Origin of the sequence: Nocardia brasiliensis, assembly GCF_042691675.1 — a bacterium.
GTDB classification, from domain to species: Bacteria; Actinomycetota; Actinomycetes; order Mycobacteriales; family Mycobacteriaceae; genus Nocardia; species Nocardia brasiliensis_D.
In genome coordinates, this window is record NZ_CP170507.1 from 7148508 (window position 1) to 7162357 (window position 13850).

Consider the following 13850-nt stretch of genomic DNA (forward strand, 5'->3'; position numbering starts at 1 on the left):
GGTGAGACCATGACGCACAACGGCTGGACGACCTCGGTGTCGGGTGCGGCGACGACCCGGGTATTCGGCATCCGCCATCACGGGCCGGGTTCCGCCCGGTCGCTGCGGTTGGCGCTGGAAGCGTTTCGTCCCGACACCATTTTGATCGAGGGGCCCGCGGACGCCGATCCGCTGGTCGGATATGTCGCGGCCGAAGGAATGGCTCCGCCGGTCGCGCTGCTGGCCTATCTGCCGGCCGCGCCGGCGAAGGCGGCGTTCTGGCCGTACGCGGTGTTCTCGCCGGAATGGCAGGCGTTGCGATACGCCGCGGAACACGATGTGCCCGTGCGGTTCTGCGATCTGCCCGCCACCATGGTGCTGGCCGCCGACGACGAGCCGGGCGACCGATTCGACCCACTGACCGAGCTCGCGGCGGCGGGCGGCTACGACGACGCGGAACGCTGGTGGGACGCGGTAGTCGAATCCGCCCCCGACGCAGCCGCTTTCGACGCGATCACCGAGGCGATGGCCGCACTGCGCGAATCGGCCGAGCAGGTGTCGGCCGAAAGCAATGCGGTCGGCGCCGCACCGGGCGACCACCCCGCCGCGGCAGAACAGGCCACTGACGCGACGATCGACCTCCGACCGCCCGATGACGTGCGTGCCGACGGCACCGACTCGGTCGTCGAAGCCACCTCCGATGTCCTCGACCTGGAACCGATCCGGCTGGAAACCGTCAGCATCGATGCGCACACGCTGCGGCGCGAGGCGTACATGCGGCTGACGATGCGCAAGGCGTTGAAAGACGGGGCGACACGACTGGCGGTGGTGTGCGGGGCATGGCATGCGCCCGCCCTCACCGGCAAGCTCGGGCCCGCGGCGGCGGATACCCGGCTGCTGAACGGACTTCCGAAGACGAAAGCCACGCTCACCTGGGTGCCGTGGACGCATTCGCGGCTGTCCACGATGTCCGGATACGGCGCGGGAATCACCTCGCCCGGCTGGTATCACCATCTGTTCACCGAGACCGAACGGCCGATCGTCCGCTGGCTCACCAAAGTGGCCGGGGTGTTGCGTGCCCACGATCTACCGGTGTCGAGCGCGCACATCATCGAAGCCGTCCGCCTCGCCGATACGCTCGCCGCCTTGCGTGGCCGCCCGTTGGCCGGATTGTCCGAGGTCACCGAGGCCACCCGGGCGGTGATGTGCGCGGGCGACGAGACGATGCTGCGATTGGTCGTCAATGAGCTCGTCGTGGGCGAAGCGTTGGGCACCGTGCCCGAGGGCACGCCGACCGTCCCCCTCGATGCCGACCTGCGCGCCAGGATCCGATCGCTGCGGATGAAGCAGGAGGCGCTGTCGCGGACCGTCGATCTCGACCTGCGCAAGGAACGCGAGGTCGAACGTTCCCGCCTGCTGCACCGGCTGCGGGTGCTCGACATCCCCTGGGGCACGCTGACCACCAGCGAGGTACGCAGTACCGGCACCTTCCAGGAGACCTGGACGCTGGAATGGCGGCCGGAGTACGCCATCTCGATCATCGAGGCGTCCCGCTGGGGCACCACCATCCGCACCGCCGCCGAGGCGAAGATCCTCGACACCGCGAGCCGTGCGGACAGCACCGTCGGCGACCTCACCGCCGCGCTGGAGGTCGCCTTGCTCGCCGACCTCGGTGGCGCCACCGACGGATTGATCATTCGGCTGGAATCCGCCGCCGCGCTCGACCACGACATCACCCACCTGCTCGCCGCGCTGCCGGGCCTGATCAGGACGTTGCGCTACGGCGATGTGCGGGGCACCGACACCAAGGCCCTCGCGCACGTCGCCGACGGTCTGCTCGTGCGCATCTGCGCGGGCCTGCCCGGTGCCGTCACCGGCCTCGACACCGACGCGGCCACCGAGTTCCGCACCCTGCTCGACGCGGCGCATACCGCCATCCACACCCGCGACGACGGCTGGGCCACCGGCGAATGGCTCGGCGCGTTGCGCAAGCTCGCCGACCGTGACGACGTGCACGGCGCCCTCGTCGGCCGGGCGGTCCGGCTGCTCTGCGATGCGGGCATCATCGACGACAGCGACGCTGCCCGCAGGCTTTCCGCCGCCCTGTCCGTCGGCCACACCGCCGCGGTGAAGGCGGCCTGGGTCGACGGCTTCCTCGGCGGCCGCGGCCTCCTGCTGGTGCACGACCGGGAGTTGTTGCGGCTCATCGACGATTGGCTGCGCGCACTGCGCGAAGACCAGTTCGTCGAGACACTGCCCTTGCTGCGCCGAACATTCGGCGCCTTCGAATCGGGCGAGCGGCGCGCGATCGGCCGCGCGGTACGCGACGGTGCCGCCATCGCCACCAGTGTCGGCGATGCCGCCGGCTTCGACATGGAACGGGGCAGCATCGCAATGCGCACCGCGGCAGACATTTTGGGGGTTCCGGTATGAGTGCGATGAACGCTGGCGACGAAACTCAGGCGCGGCGTTGGCGTTTGGTGCTCGGCACCGCCGCCGAAGAAGGGCTCGGTGGGCTCGGCTCCGCGGATGATGTCGCGATGGATCGGGCACTGTCCGCGCTGTACAACGATGATGAGCAGGCTTCGGGCAAGCGCTCGGGTGGACTTCAGGGCTCCGCGCCGCGGGTGGCCCGCTGGCTCGGCGACATTCGCAACTACTTTCCCGCCACCGTGGTCGAGGTGATGCAGCGCGACGCGGTGCAACGACTGAACCTCACCCAGTTGCTGCTGGAGCCGGAGTTGCTGGAGGCGGTGGAGCCCGACGTGCATCTGGTCGGGACTCTGCTGAGCCTGAACCGGGTAATGCCCGAAACCACCAAGGCCACCGCGCGGCTGGTGGTCGAGAAGGTGGTGCGCGAGATCGAACAGCGCATCGCCGCGCACACCGTCGCCGCCGTCTCCGGTGCGTTGAACCGGGCCGCTCGCGTCGCTCGCCCGCGCCTGCGCGATATCGACTGGGACCGCACGATCCGCAAGAACCTGGCCAACTACTTGCCCGAGCATCGCACGGTCGTACCGGAACGGCTGGTCGGTTACGGCCGCAAAGCCCAAGCGATACAACGCGATGTCGTGCTCGCCATCGACCAATCCGGTTCGATGGCCGCCAGCGTTGTCTACGCTTCTGTTTTCGGCGCCGTCCTCGCGTCGATGCGCTCCCTGAAGACGTCCCTCGTCGTCTTCGACACCGAAGTCGTCGATCTCACCGACAAACTCGACGACCCCGTCGACGTCCTGTTCGGCACCCAACTCGGTGGCGGCACCGACATCAACCGCGCCATCGCGTACTCGCAGACCCTCATCACCCGCCCCACCGATACCCTCTTCGTCCTCATCTCCGACCTCTACGAGGGCGGCATCCGCGATGAAATGCTGCGCCGGGTCAACTCGATGAAGGAATCCGGCGTCCAGGTGGTCGTCCTGCTAGCTCTCTCCGACGAAGGCGCTCCCGCCTTCGACCACGACAACGCCGCGGCCCTCGCCGCCCTCGGCATCCCCGCCTTCGCCTGCACCCCGGACAAATTTCCCGCCCTGCTCGCGGTGGCCCTGGACCGCGGCGACCTCCAAGCCTGGGCCAACGCCAACACAAGCCACAGCTGAGGTATCGGCTCAGCCCGAGAGGCTGGATATGGCCCGCGCCAGACGCGCGCAACAGACCGCCCCTGCCATGCCAGGCGCGACTGAAGCGGGGGGTGTCTCATCACCACAAGCGTTGTGCGGCAGAGAGAAACCGGCGGATGCGGTCTCTGGAGGCGTGCGGAAGGAGCGGACAGGGTGGCGTGCACCGGGTTCGGGGCCCGGCGGGGTCAGAGGTCCGCGATTGCGGCCAGGGGTGGGGTGCGGGCGGCGCGGACCGCGGGCCAGAGGGCGGCCAGGACGCCGACTACGGCCGAGCTCACCAGGACGAGTATCAGTTGGTTCCAGGGGATTGCGATCTGGTCCAAGCCCAGGTCGCGCAGTGTTCGGAGGAACCCGACGCCCAATCCGAGGCCGAGGAGCATGCCGATGATGGCGCCGAACACGGCTATCAGCATGGATTCCAGATAGATGGTTCGGCGGACTTGGGCGCGCTGCATGCCGACCGCGCGCAGCATGCCGATCTCGCGGCGGCGCTCCACCACCGACAGCGCCAGTGTGTTGACGATGCCGAGGATGGCGATCACCACCGCAAGGGCGAGCAGGCCGTACAGGATGGCGAGCAGGGTGTTGATCTGTTTGCCTTGCGCGCCTTTGAATTCCTCCCGGTCCTGCACTTGGACCACGGGAAACGGCTCGACCGCCTTTTCCAGATCCCCGCGCATCTCGGTCAGGTTCGCGCCGGGCTGGGCGGTGACCAGCACAACGACATTGCTCTGGAAGTTCACCGGCACGACCTGCTTGTACACGACCGGCGACACCACCAGCGCGCCGAGCAGCGGGGTCTTGCGATAGATGCCCGCGACGGTGAGCGGAACCTTCTTGCCGTCGAAGCTGGTCGGCGAAACCTCCTGGCCGACCCGCCAGCCCCGTTTGTCGGCTTCGTCTTCGGAGACCAGCACGTCGCGATCGCCGAGAGTGGCGGTGCCGCGCAGTATTTCGTAGTTGAGGGCGCGATCGAGTTGCCCGTCCGGCGAGGTGCCGCCGACCTGATCGTCGCCGATCCTGAACCCGACGGCCCGAATCCCGACCGTATCGGCCACGCCGGGCACCGACTTGCGGACCGCGTCGGCGGCGCCGAACGGCACGCCGACGAACTGCTGCCCGGCCAGCACGTACTCGGACTTCACTCCCTTGTCGACCAGAACGCCGACACTCGCCTTCGCCGATGCGCCGAGCATGCCGATCGCGGTCACCAGCATCAGCCCGAGGGTGAGGGCGAAAGCCGTTGCGGCAGTGCGGCGCGGGTTGCGCGCGGCATTGTTGCGCGCCATCCGGCCGATCGGCCCGAACGGGCGGGTCAGCACGCCGAGCCCGCCCACCACCGGCCGGGACAGGGCGGGCGCGGCCAGCAGGACCGCCAGAATCAGGGCCAGCGCACCGATGCCGACGGTCAACGCGGCATCGCCGCCGGTGGACTGCGCACCCACGGCGACAAGCACGGCACCCGCCACCGCGAGCACCACCCCGACCACCGTCCGCACCCGCAAAGACTCACCGGCCGAAGCGAATTCCTCGCGCATCGCCTGGACGGGTGGAATCCGCGCGGCCCGGCGAGCGGGCGCGTAGGCGCTGAGCATCGTCACGGCGAGGCCGACGACCAAGCCGACCACGATGGTGCGCGGCAACACCGCCATCGAACCGGTGGGCAACCCCAGATCGAACGCGTTGAGCACCGCCGACAACCCGAATGCCAGACCCACACCACCGGCCAAACCCAGTGCGCTGCCGACCAATCCGATGACGAACGCCTCCGCGACCACGGACCGGCCGACCTGCTGTCTGCTCGCGCCGACGGCTCGGAGCAACGCGAGTTCGCGCAACCGCTGCGCCACGATCATCGAGAAGGTGTTGTAGATGATGAACGTCCCGACGATCAGTGCGATCGCGCCGAACGCGAGCAGGAAGTAATTGATGAAGTTGAGCGCGTTGGAGACTTCCTTCTTCAGGTCCGCGCGCACCTGATCGCCGTTCTGCACCTTGTAGTTCGGCAGCGCCTTGGCGAGTTCGTCGCGCAACTGGTCGCCGGGGACGCCGGTCGCCGCGATGTCGACATAGGCCACGTACAAGCCATCGGTGAACAGCTTGCGCGCTTGGGCGTCGTCGAACAGCACGGCGATCAAACCGCCGGTGTCCGAGGGCATCTGGTAGATGCCGGTCAGCGTCACGTCGACGGGATTGGGCTGCGACGGGATCATCACCTTGGTGCGATCACCGACCTTCAACCCGGCCCGTTCGGCGCCACCGGTATTCAGCGCGATCTCACCCGGTTTGGTGGGCGGCCCGCCCTCGATGAACTTGTTCGGCTCGGCGACCGCCTTCTCCGGCGGCAGATACGACTGCCCGAAGGTGGGCGCGCCACCGGTCTGGATCGCCTTCTTGCCGTCCGGCGTCAGCAACACCACGACGCCGTTCACGCTCGGCGCGACCGTCCGCACCCCGGGATACTTCCGCAGTTCGTCGACGATATTGTTCGGAACCCCTTGCCCCTGGCGCTCTTTGGGGCCGACCCTGACGTCGACACCCTTCGCCTGATCGGCGAAGATGCCATCGAACGTGCGTTGCAGCGTGTCGGTGAAGACGAACGAGCCCGCGATGAACGCGGTACCCAGTACAACGGACAACAGCGTGAGCGCGAGACGCACCTTATGGGCGGCAAGGTTGCGCAGCGCAACCTTGCGCATCGGACTGGCGTTCACGCTTGCTCCAGCGCCTTCATCCGATCGAGGACGGTATCCGAGGTCGGATCACGCATCTCGTCGACGATCCGGCCGTCGGCGAGGAACACCACCCGGTCGGCGAACCCGGCGGCGTGCGGTTCGTGTGTGACGATTACCACGGTCTGCCGGAACTCGTCCACTGCGGCGCGCAGGATGGACAACACCTCCTCGGAGGCTTTCGAGTCCAGGTTGCCGGTCGGCTCGTCGCCGAAGATGATCTCCGGCTTGCCCGCGAGCGCCCGCGCGCAGGCCACCCGCTGCTGCTGGCCGCCGGACAACTCGCTGGGCCGATGGGTGAGCCGGTCGGTCAGCCCGAGCCGCCCGAGCACGGTGTCCAGCCACGCCTGGTCCGGCTTACGTCCGGCAATGTCGAGCGGCAGCGTGATGTTCTCCAGCGCCGTCAGCGTCGGTACCAGGTTGAACGCCTGGAAGACGAAGCCGATCCGGTCCCGGCGCAGCCGCGTCATCTGCTTGTCCGAGAGCCCGGCCAGGTCGGTGTCGCCGATCCGGACGGTGCCGGTGCTGGCGCTGTCGAGCCCGGCCAGGCAGTGCATCAAGGTCGACTTGCCGGACCCGGAGGGACCCATGATCGCCGTGAACTCCCCCTTCGCGAACTCGGTCGACACCCCATCCAGCGCCCGGACCTGCGTATCTCCCGACCCGTAAGTCTTCACCAGGTCGATAGCGCGGGCCGCGACGTCGGTCCGAACCGCCACATCAGCGGTGTCGGCGCCCAAAGCTTGCGAAGTCATGCACACCAGTCTTACCGCGTTCGCGCCCGCGCGCCATCAGGGAATTCCCCGACTGTCCCGGTATCGATGCGATATTGCTGCGCGGAAGCCGATCAAGTGGTAGCGGGTTCGGCGTGCAATTGGTCGACCATGGTGGCGAGCGCTCTGGCCAATCGCCCGTTACTTGTGCCGAGCTCATCGAGACCGCTCTCGCTGATGGCCCGATTCATCCCCTGGTAGGCGAGCAAGCCGCGGCGGGTCGGGAAAACCAGCACCCGGCGGCGATCGGTGTCGTCGACTTTGCGGTGCACCAGGTTGTCGGAAATCATCCCGTCGATCAACCGGGTGAGATTGGCACCGGTGAGCAGAGTCGCCTCGGCGAGGTGCGACATCGGGTGGCCGACGCCGTCGACCACCGCCGCGAGGACGTGCCAGCGCGCGACGGAGCTTTCGCCGAGGCAGGTCGCGATGGCCCGGTCGAGTTCCTGTGACGCCCTGCGCACAAGGCGCGCCAACTCCTCCAGCGCGCCGGGGGCGGTGCTATCGTCCACAGCAGCACTATATCCAACCCCGTATGGTAAATATTCAACTGGAAATATACGGTGGTGATTCCGTTGTCGCTCTCCGGTTTTCGTCGCTCCACGGTTGACATCGCCTTGGTGGTGCCGATGAGCGGGCCCGCGGGCATGTTCGGCCCCTCCTGCGAGGCCTGCGCCTCCTTTGCCGTGGGAGATATCAACGCCACGGGCGGCATCCTCGATCGGCCGGTACGACTGCACCCGGTCGACGCGGGCGCGCCACTGCCCGTCCTCGCCGCGACGATCGACCGGATGGTCGGCGCGGGCATGGTCGACGGGGTCGTGGGTTGGCATTTGTCCAACGCGCGCAAGGTGATCACGCCGCAGACCGCGGGCCGGGTGCCCTACGTGTACACGACGTTCTACGAGGGCGGCGAGGACTCCGACGGCGTCTACATGGTGGGCGAGACACCGGAGCAGCAATTGTTTCCGGCGCTGCGCTGGCTGCGCGCCGAACACGGCATCCGCCGCTGGTGCGTTGTCGGTAACGATTATGTGTGGCCCCGGGAAACCGCAAGGGTCACCAGGGAATTCGCGGATACCGCGGCCGATATCGACATTGTCGGGCAAACCTTCGTCCCGCTCGGCGGGCGCGATTTCCGGCAGGCACTCGAGCTGGTCCGCCGCTCACCGGCGCAGGGCGTGCTGTTGTTCATGGTCGGCGCGGACTGCGCCGCGTTCAACCGGGCTTTCGCCGAGGCCGGGCTCGACGACGGGCGGCTGCGCCTGAGCATGATGATCGGTGAGGATGTGCTGTACGCGGGCGGTGCCGACAGCACCCGCGGATTGTTCACCGCCAGCGGTTATTTCGAGAGCGTCGTATCGTCGGCGGGAATGGATTTCGGCGCGCGCTATCTGCGGGAGTTCGGCCCGGCCGCGCCCGCACTGAACAATATCGGCGAATCCTGTTACGAGGGATTGCTGTTGTTCGCCTCGTTGGCCGAGTCCGCCCGCAGCCTCGACCTGCGCGCTATCGAACGCAACGCGTCGCGGGTCAGCTACGGCGGGCCGCGCGGGGAGGTGCGGGTGCGTGGCGCGCACACGACCCAGCCGGTCTATCTGGCCGATGCCGACGCCCTCGAATTCAGTGTGCTCGCCGAACTGAGCTCCTGAATCTCGTAACCCGAACTTCACCTGCCGGTTTCGCTGCGGCGACCGGGAGGGCTTTGTATCGTCTCCAGACGAAACATATTCATATGAAAATAATGAGGTCCCGTGCCCCTCTACTGGTTCCACTGCCGCGCCTGCGGCGGCTTCGATCTCGCCTTCGCGATGGCCGACGTGCCTGCCGTCGCGCCGTGCCCGGAATGCGCGTCGAGCAGCAAACGGCAGTTCGGCGTCGCCGCGTTGATCCGGCCGGGGTCGGCCGCCACTCGACTGATCGACGCGACGAAGCGCACGGCGAGCGAGCCCGCGGTCGTTTCCGCGCCGCCGCCGCGCCGATCTGTACCGGTGACCCGAAATCCATTGCACCGCAAGCTTCCCCGCCCCTGATACCAAAGGAAGTCATCATGCCCGAGTTGCTGTTTCCGCTCGATTCCAGCAAGCGGTTCACCGAGCAGAAGTTCGTCGGCCACAACCGCTGGCATCCCGACATTCCCGCGGCGGTGACCGTCAAGCCGGGCGACGAGTTCCGGGTGCACGTGCGCGAGTGGTTCGACGGCGCCATCCACAACGACGATTCCGCCGAGGATGTGCTGAACGCGCCGCTCAGCACCGTGCACTGCCTGTCGGGTCCGTTCGCGATCGAGGGCGCGCGGCCCGGCGACCTGCTCATCGTCGACATTCTCGACATCGGCCCCATCCCGGAGGAGGATTCCGGCCCGCTGGCCGGTCAGGGCTGGGGCTACACCGGCATCTTCGCCACCGACAACGGCGGCGGCTTCCTGACCGAGCACTTTCCCGACGCCTACAAGGCAATCTGGGACTTCAGCGGACAAACCACCACCTCGCGGCACATTCCCGGGGTGAAGTTCACCGGGATGACGCACCCCGGCCTGATGGGTACCGCGCCCTCCGCGGCACTGCTGTCCAAGTGGAACGCCCGCGAGGCGGCGCTGATCGCGACCGACCCGCACCGGGTTCCGCCGCTCGCCCTGCCACCCGAACCGCGCGACGCCATCCTCGGCGGCCTCTCCGGTGCCGAGTTCGACCGGGTCGCCGCCGATGCCGCACGCACCGCGCCGCCGCGCGAGAACGGTGGTAATCAGGACATCAAGAACTTCACCCGCGGCAGCCGGGTCTTCTATCCGGTCTTCGTCGACGGCGCGCACCTCTCGGTCGGCGATCTGCACTTCTCCCAGGGCGACGGCGAGATCACCTTCTGCGGCGCCATCGAGATGGGCGGATTCATCGACTTGCGGGTGGATCTCATCGAGAACGGCATGGAGCTGTACGGCGTCAGCGAGAACGCCATCTTCGTGCCCGGCAACTCCGGCCCCAATTACGCTGAGTACCTCGCCTTTTCCGGCACCTCGGTCACCCTGGACGGCGAACAGCGCTACCTCGACTCGCAACTGTCCTTCGAACGCGCCTGTTTGCACGCCATCGACTACCTCACCAAGTTCGGCTACACCCCCGAGCAGGCTTACCTCCTGCTCGGCGCCGCGCCCATCGAGGGCCGCTTCTCCGGCGTGGTAGACATCCCCAATTCCTGTGCCACGGTGTACATCCCCACCGCGATCTTCGACTTCCCGGTCCTGCCGACCGCATCCGGTCCCGTCCAGATCGACCCCGATCCAGGCGCACCCCGCGCCACCCGCTGACTGTCGCCGGGCCGGTTGGGCCGGTATATCTCGCGCAACCGGCCCGCGCGTAGCACCCTGGGTTCGGCAATTGCTGAAACATTGCGGTCACTCGCTACCGAACGGCAGCAATACGCGAAGCGAGATCCTCGACCTGAGAAATAGTGGTCATCCGTCAAGTTGTCCATTATGACCCCGACCCGATCCGGCAGTGGTTCAATCGTCCCGTGTGTGCTCTGAAGTAGCTATCGTTAGCGAAAGGAGTTCCATGGGCCCGACTGTCGCCGAACGGATCCGCCTGCGCGTCGAGAGATTTCATTCGGACAGACTTGCCGGGCAATGGGGCGGGCGGCACATCCTGCACGGCCGCACGCCCGGCTACGGCGACATCGTTCTCAACGGTAGCGACTACTTGGCACTGGCCGCGGACCCGCGGATCACCCATGCGATCAAGACCGCGCTGCGGTCGACACAAGTCGGCCGGTTCGCGTCGTGCGCGTTTCTCCCCGACGACCATCCGCAGGTCGTGCTGGAACGAGCCCTCGCCGAGCACCTGCGGGTGCCCGCCGGAGTGCTCTGCCAATCGGGGTGGGAAGCGAAGGTCGGTCTGCTCCAGTCGATCGCGGACCCCGAAATCCCGGTCTATATCGATCAATTCGCGCATATGTCGCTCTGGCACGGCGCGAAGGTCAGCCGAGCGCCGATATATTCGTTCCGACACAACTTTCCCGGCCACCTCCGCGAGCAGATTCGGGCACACGGGCCGGGAATCATCGCGGTGGACGCCATCTATGGCACCAATGGCAGCCGGTGCCCGCTGACCCAGATCTGCGATATCGCCGACGAAACCGACAGCGTGCTCGTCGTGGACGAATCACACGCGCTCGGCACCGACGGGCCCGCCGGCGCCGGGATGGTGGCGGCGCTCGGCCTCACCGAACGGGTGCCGTACCGAATTGCCAGCCTGTCCAAGGCCTTCGGCGGCCGGGCCGGGTTCGTCGGCGCGAACACCACCGATTTCGTCGACTACTTCAAAATGGAGTCGCACCCCGCGGTCTTCTCCTCGACACTGCTGCCGTACGAAATCGCGGGCCTGGCCGCGACACTCGAGGTGATCCGGCTCGACAACTGGCGGCGGCAACGTCTCCGGGAGTTGTCGACCATGGTGCGACGGGCACTGACCGCGCTCGAATTCGACCTCGAAGGCTCGGCCAGCCACATCGTCGCGCTACAGGCCGGACCCGACCTGCGCGCCATGGCCATCCGGGATTTCCTGGAAGCGCGCGGCATCTTCGGTTCGCTCCTGTGCCCGCCCACCACCGCGCGCAACCACACCCTTATTCGCTTCGGCCTGCATGCCGCCCTCACCGATCACAACATCGACCGAATCATCGGCGCGTGCACCGAGATCCGCGCGCGCTTCGGTGCCACCCCACCCCTCGAGCCCCTGCCCAGGGCGCCCGCCGACCGACCCGGCAAACACCACGCCACCGCCGGTGGCTTGTCGAGTGGCACCTGATGGCGGCGAACGCCGAGACGACACCACCGTGTGCTGTCACTCGTCAGTCGACACCTCCCGGAGTCGGGGCCGCGGAAGTTTCCGCGGCCCCGACTGCTAGGCGGTGGCGAGCACCGTTCCGGCGCCGACGGTGCGGCCGCCTTCGCGGATGGCGAAGCCGAGGCCCGGTTCCACCGGGACCGGGCGGCCGAGGACGACGGTCAGTTCGACCGTGTCGCCGGGCATCGCCATGGCGGCGTCGCCGGGGAGCGTCACATCGCCGACGACGTCGCCGGTGCGGATGTAGAACTGCGGGCGGTAACCGGTGGTGATGGGCGTCCGGCGGCCGCCCTCCGCGGTGCCGAGCAGGTAGACGCGGGCGGTGAACCTGGTGTGCACGGCCACGCTGCCGGGTTCGGCGACGACCTGGCCGCGGCGGACCTGGCCGCGTTGGATGCCGCGCAGGAGCAGCGCGACATTGTCGCCTGCCTCCGCGAATTCCATGGTGCGGCCGAAGGTTTCGACACCGGTGACGACCGAGCCGAGTTCGTCGCCGAGGCCGAGCAGGGCCACCCGGTCGCCGACCCGGACCCGGCCGCGCTCCACCGCTCCGGTGACTACGGTGCCTCGACCCGTGATGGTGAGGACGTTCTCCACCGGCAGCAGGAACGGCGCGTCGGTGTAGCGCACCGGTATCGGCACGTGGGTGTCGATGGCGTCGAGCAAATCGATCAAGGCCGCGGTCCAGTGCTCGTCGCCCTCCAGCGCCCGCAAGCCCGAGACCCGGACAACCGGGAGTTCGGACCCAGGGTAGCCCTGGTCGGTGAGCAGCTCGCGCACCTCCAGCTCGATCAGGTCGAGCAGTTCGGGGTCACCCGCGTCGGCCTTGTTGAGGGCGACCACGATGTGCTCTACGCCGACCTGGCGGGCCAGCAGCACGTGCTCGGCGGTCTGCGGCATCACCCCATCCTGCGCGGAGACCACCAGGATGGCGCCGTCCAGCTGAGACGCACCGGTGATCATGTTCTTCACGAAGTCGGCGTGACCCGGCATGTCGATGTGCGCGTAGTGCCTTGTCGCCGTCTCGTATTCGACGTGCGCGATATTGATGGTGATGCCGCGCTGCGCCTCTTCGGGCGCCCGGTCGATCCGATCGAACGGCACGAAACTACCGCCGCCACGCTCGGCGAGCACCTTGGTGATCGCCGCGGTGAGGGTGGTCTTGCCGTGGTCGACGTGGCCCATGGTGCCGATGTTCAGGTGCGGCTTGGTGCGGACATAGGTCTTCTTGGACATGGTTTTTCCTGGCTTGCCGGGCGGGCACGAGCGACGTGCCCGACGGTGTCGAGCGGGACCTCAGCGACGGGGCGACCTTCCCCGTCCGAGGTCCCGGGACATCCCGGGGAAGGTCAGCTTCGGGCTCCGTCGAGCTGCCCGGCAACTGCTGCCGAGGCGGCCAGGACAGCGGCCATCGCGCCCGCGACTGCGGACGATGCGGCGATGGCGTAGCTGAACATGCTGGGAATGGTAAGGGTCGAGACTCGGTGGGCGCGACGGATTTTTCGTGCGTCGTCGCCTGCGCTCGGACCTCGGTGGTGGTCCGGCAGTCCCCAGAAACGGCGAATCCGACCCCGCGGCTGATCGGGATCGGACAATGTATCGGCGGTTCGGCCGAGGCGCTCGGGGTCCGCGGACCCCGAGCGCCTCGATTCTCGGACTACTTCCCGGCGCTGCTACCGGTGAGCAGGCCCTTGAGGAGGGCATCGATCGCCGCACCGGAACCTTCCGCGGAACCGGTGCCGGAACCGGTCAGCGGGGGCTTGTCGGCGGCCATCGCGAGGCCCGAGCCGGCCACCACGATGGAGGCCGCGGTGACGAACACGAAACCGAACGTACGAATCTTCTTCAAAGACTTTCCCTTCAGAGAACAGCAGCCGACACTCCCTCGGTGTCGGCTCGATAGAG

General features: G+C 67.7%; 11 protein-coding genes. 6 read left to right on the forward strand and 5 right to left on the reverse strand.

Annotation, left to right across the window (positions count from 1 at the left end; all coding sequences use genetic code 11):
* Nucleotides 1-9: 9 nt before the first annotated feature.
* The gene (locus ACFK0J_RS32830; protein WP_378733581.1) at nucleotides 10-2412 is read left to right on the forward strand and encodes a DUF5682 family protein; all 2403 of its coding nucleotides are present in this window, start codon (nucleotides 10-12) and stop codon (nucleotides 2410-2412) included.
* Nucleotides 2413-2417: 5 nt separating this feature from the next.
* A complete protein-coding gene (locus ACFK0J_RS32835) occupies nucleotides 2418-3578 on the forward strand; it encodes a VWA domain-containing protein (RefSeq protein ID WP_378743210.1) in 1161 nt (386 codons plus the stop codon).
* Nucleotides 3579-3784: 206 nt separating this feature from the next.
* Here ACFK0J_RS32835 and ACFK0J_RS32840 read toward each other — a convergent pair whose 3' ends face one another.
* The 3 genes from ACFK0J_RS32840 to ACFK0J_RS32850 all read right to left on the reverse strand — a co-directional run bounded on the left by ACFK0J_RS32840 (nucleotide 3785) and on the right by ACFK0J_RS32850 (nucleotide 7616).
* Complete coding sequence (locus ACFK0J_RS32840) at nucleotides 3785-6298, reverse strand: ABC transporter permease (protein WP_378743212.1); 2514 nt, start codon at nucleotides 6296-6298, stop codon at nucleotides 3785-3787.
* A gap of 11 nt (nucleotides 6299-6309) precedes the next feature.
* Complete coding sequence (locus ACFK0J_RS32845) at nucleotides 6310-7086, reverse strand: ABC transporter ATP-binding protein (RefSeq protein WP_218471302.1); 777 nt, start codon at nucleotides 7084-7086, stop codon at nucleotides 6310-6312.
* A 92-nt stretch (nucleotides 7087-7178) separates the two neighbouring features.
* Nucleotides 7179-7616: a MarR family winged helix-turn-helix transcriptional regulator gene (locus tag ACFK0J_RS32850; protein ID WP_378733582.1), complete on the reverse strand. Its 438-nt coding sequence runs from the start codon at nucleotides 7614-7616 to the stop codon at nucleotides 7179-7181.
* 54 nt (nucleotides 7617-7670) lie between these two features.
* Here ACFK0J_RS32850 and ACFK0J_RS32855 point away from each other — a divergent pair, with 54 nt between their 5' ends.
* From ACFK0J_RS32855 to cqsA, 4 genes are all read left to right on the forward strand, one after another.
* Nucleotides 7671-8756, forward strand: coding sequence for a substrate-binding domain-containing protein (locus ACFK0J_RS32855; RefSeq protein WP_378733583.1), 1086 nt, complete (start codon nucleotides 7671-7673; stop codon nucleotides 8754-8756).
* A gap of 102 nt (nucleotides 8757-8858) precedes the next feature.
* Nucleotides 8859-9137, forward strand: coding sequence for an FmdB family zinc ribbon protein (locus tag ACFK0J_RS32860; protein ID WP_378733585.1), 279 nt, complete (start codon nucleotides 8859-8861; stop codon nucleotides 9135-9137).
* A 17-nt stretch (nucleotides 9138-9154) separates the two neighbouring features.
* Nucleotides 9155-10408, forward strand: a complete 1254-nt coding sequence (fmdA, locus tag ACFK0J_RS32865; protein ID WP_378733586.1) for a formamidase — start codon at nucleotides 9155-9157, stop codon at nucleotides 10406-10408.
* Between the two features lie 247 nt (nucleotides 10409-10655).
* Nucleotides 10656-11906, forward strand: a complete 1251-nt coding sequence (gene cqsA, locus ACFK0J_RS32870) for an alpha-hydroxyketone-type quorum-sensing autoinducer synthase (protein WP_378733587.1) — start codon at nucleotides 10656-10658, stop codon at nucleotides 11904-11906.
* 96 nt (nucleotides 11907-12002) lie between these two features.
* Here the strand turns inward: cqsA and tuf are convergent, their stop codons facing one another.
* Both tuf and ACFK0J_RS32880 read right to left on the reverse strand, forming a co-directional pair.
* A complete protein-coding gene (tuf, locus tag ACFK0J_RS32875) occupies nucleotides 12003-13181 on the reverse strand; it encodes an elongation factor Tu (protein ID WP_378733588.1) in 1179 nt (392 codons plus the stop codon).
* Between the two features lie 421 nt (nucleotides 13182-13602).
* Nucleotides 13603-13794, reverse strand: a complete 192-nt coding sequence (locus tag ACFK0J_RS32880; RefSeq protein WP_378733589.1) for a hypothetical protein — start codon at nucleotides 13792-13794, stop codon at nucleotides 13603-13605.
* Nucleotides 13795-13850: the final 56 nt, after the last annotated feature.

Bases quoted from the DNA above. Each gene is read 5' to 3' on its own strand.
- ACFK0J_RS32830 (WP_378733581.1), top strand. From the start codon at position 10: ATGACGCACAACGGCTGGACGACCTCGGTGTCGGGTGCGGCGACGACC.
- ACFK0J_RS32835 (WP_378743210.1), top strand. From the start codon at position 2,418: ATGAACGCTGGCGACGAAACTCAGGCGCGGCGTTGGCGTTTGGTGCTC.
- ACFK0J_RS32840 (WP_378743212.1), bottom strand. From the start codon at position 6,298: ATGCGCAAGGTTGCGCTGCGCAACCTTGCCGCCCATAAGGTGCGTCTC.
- ACFK0J_RS32845 (WP_218471302.1), bottom strand. From the start codon at position 7,086: ATGACTTCGCAAGCTTTGGGCGCCGACACCGCTGATGTGGCGGTTCGG.
- fmdA (WP_378733586.1), top strand. From the start codon at position 9,155: ATGCCCGAGTTGCTGTTTCCGCTCGATTCCAGCAAGCGGTTCACCGAG.
- cqsA (WP_378733587.1), top strand. From the start codon at position 10,656: ATGGGCCCGACTGTCGCCGAACGGATCCGCCTGCGCGTCGAGAGATTT.
- tuf (WP_378733588.1), bottom strand. From the start codon at position 13,181: ATGTCCAAGAAGACCTATGTCCGCACCAAGCCGCACCTGAACATCGGC.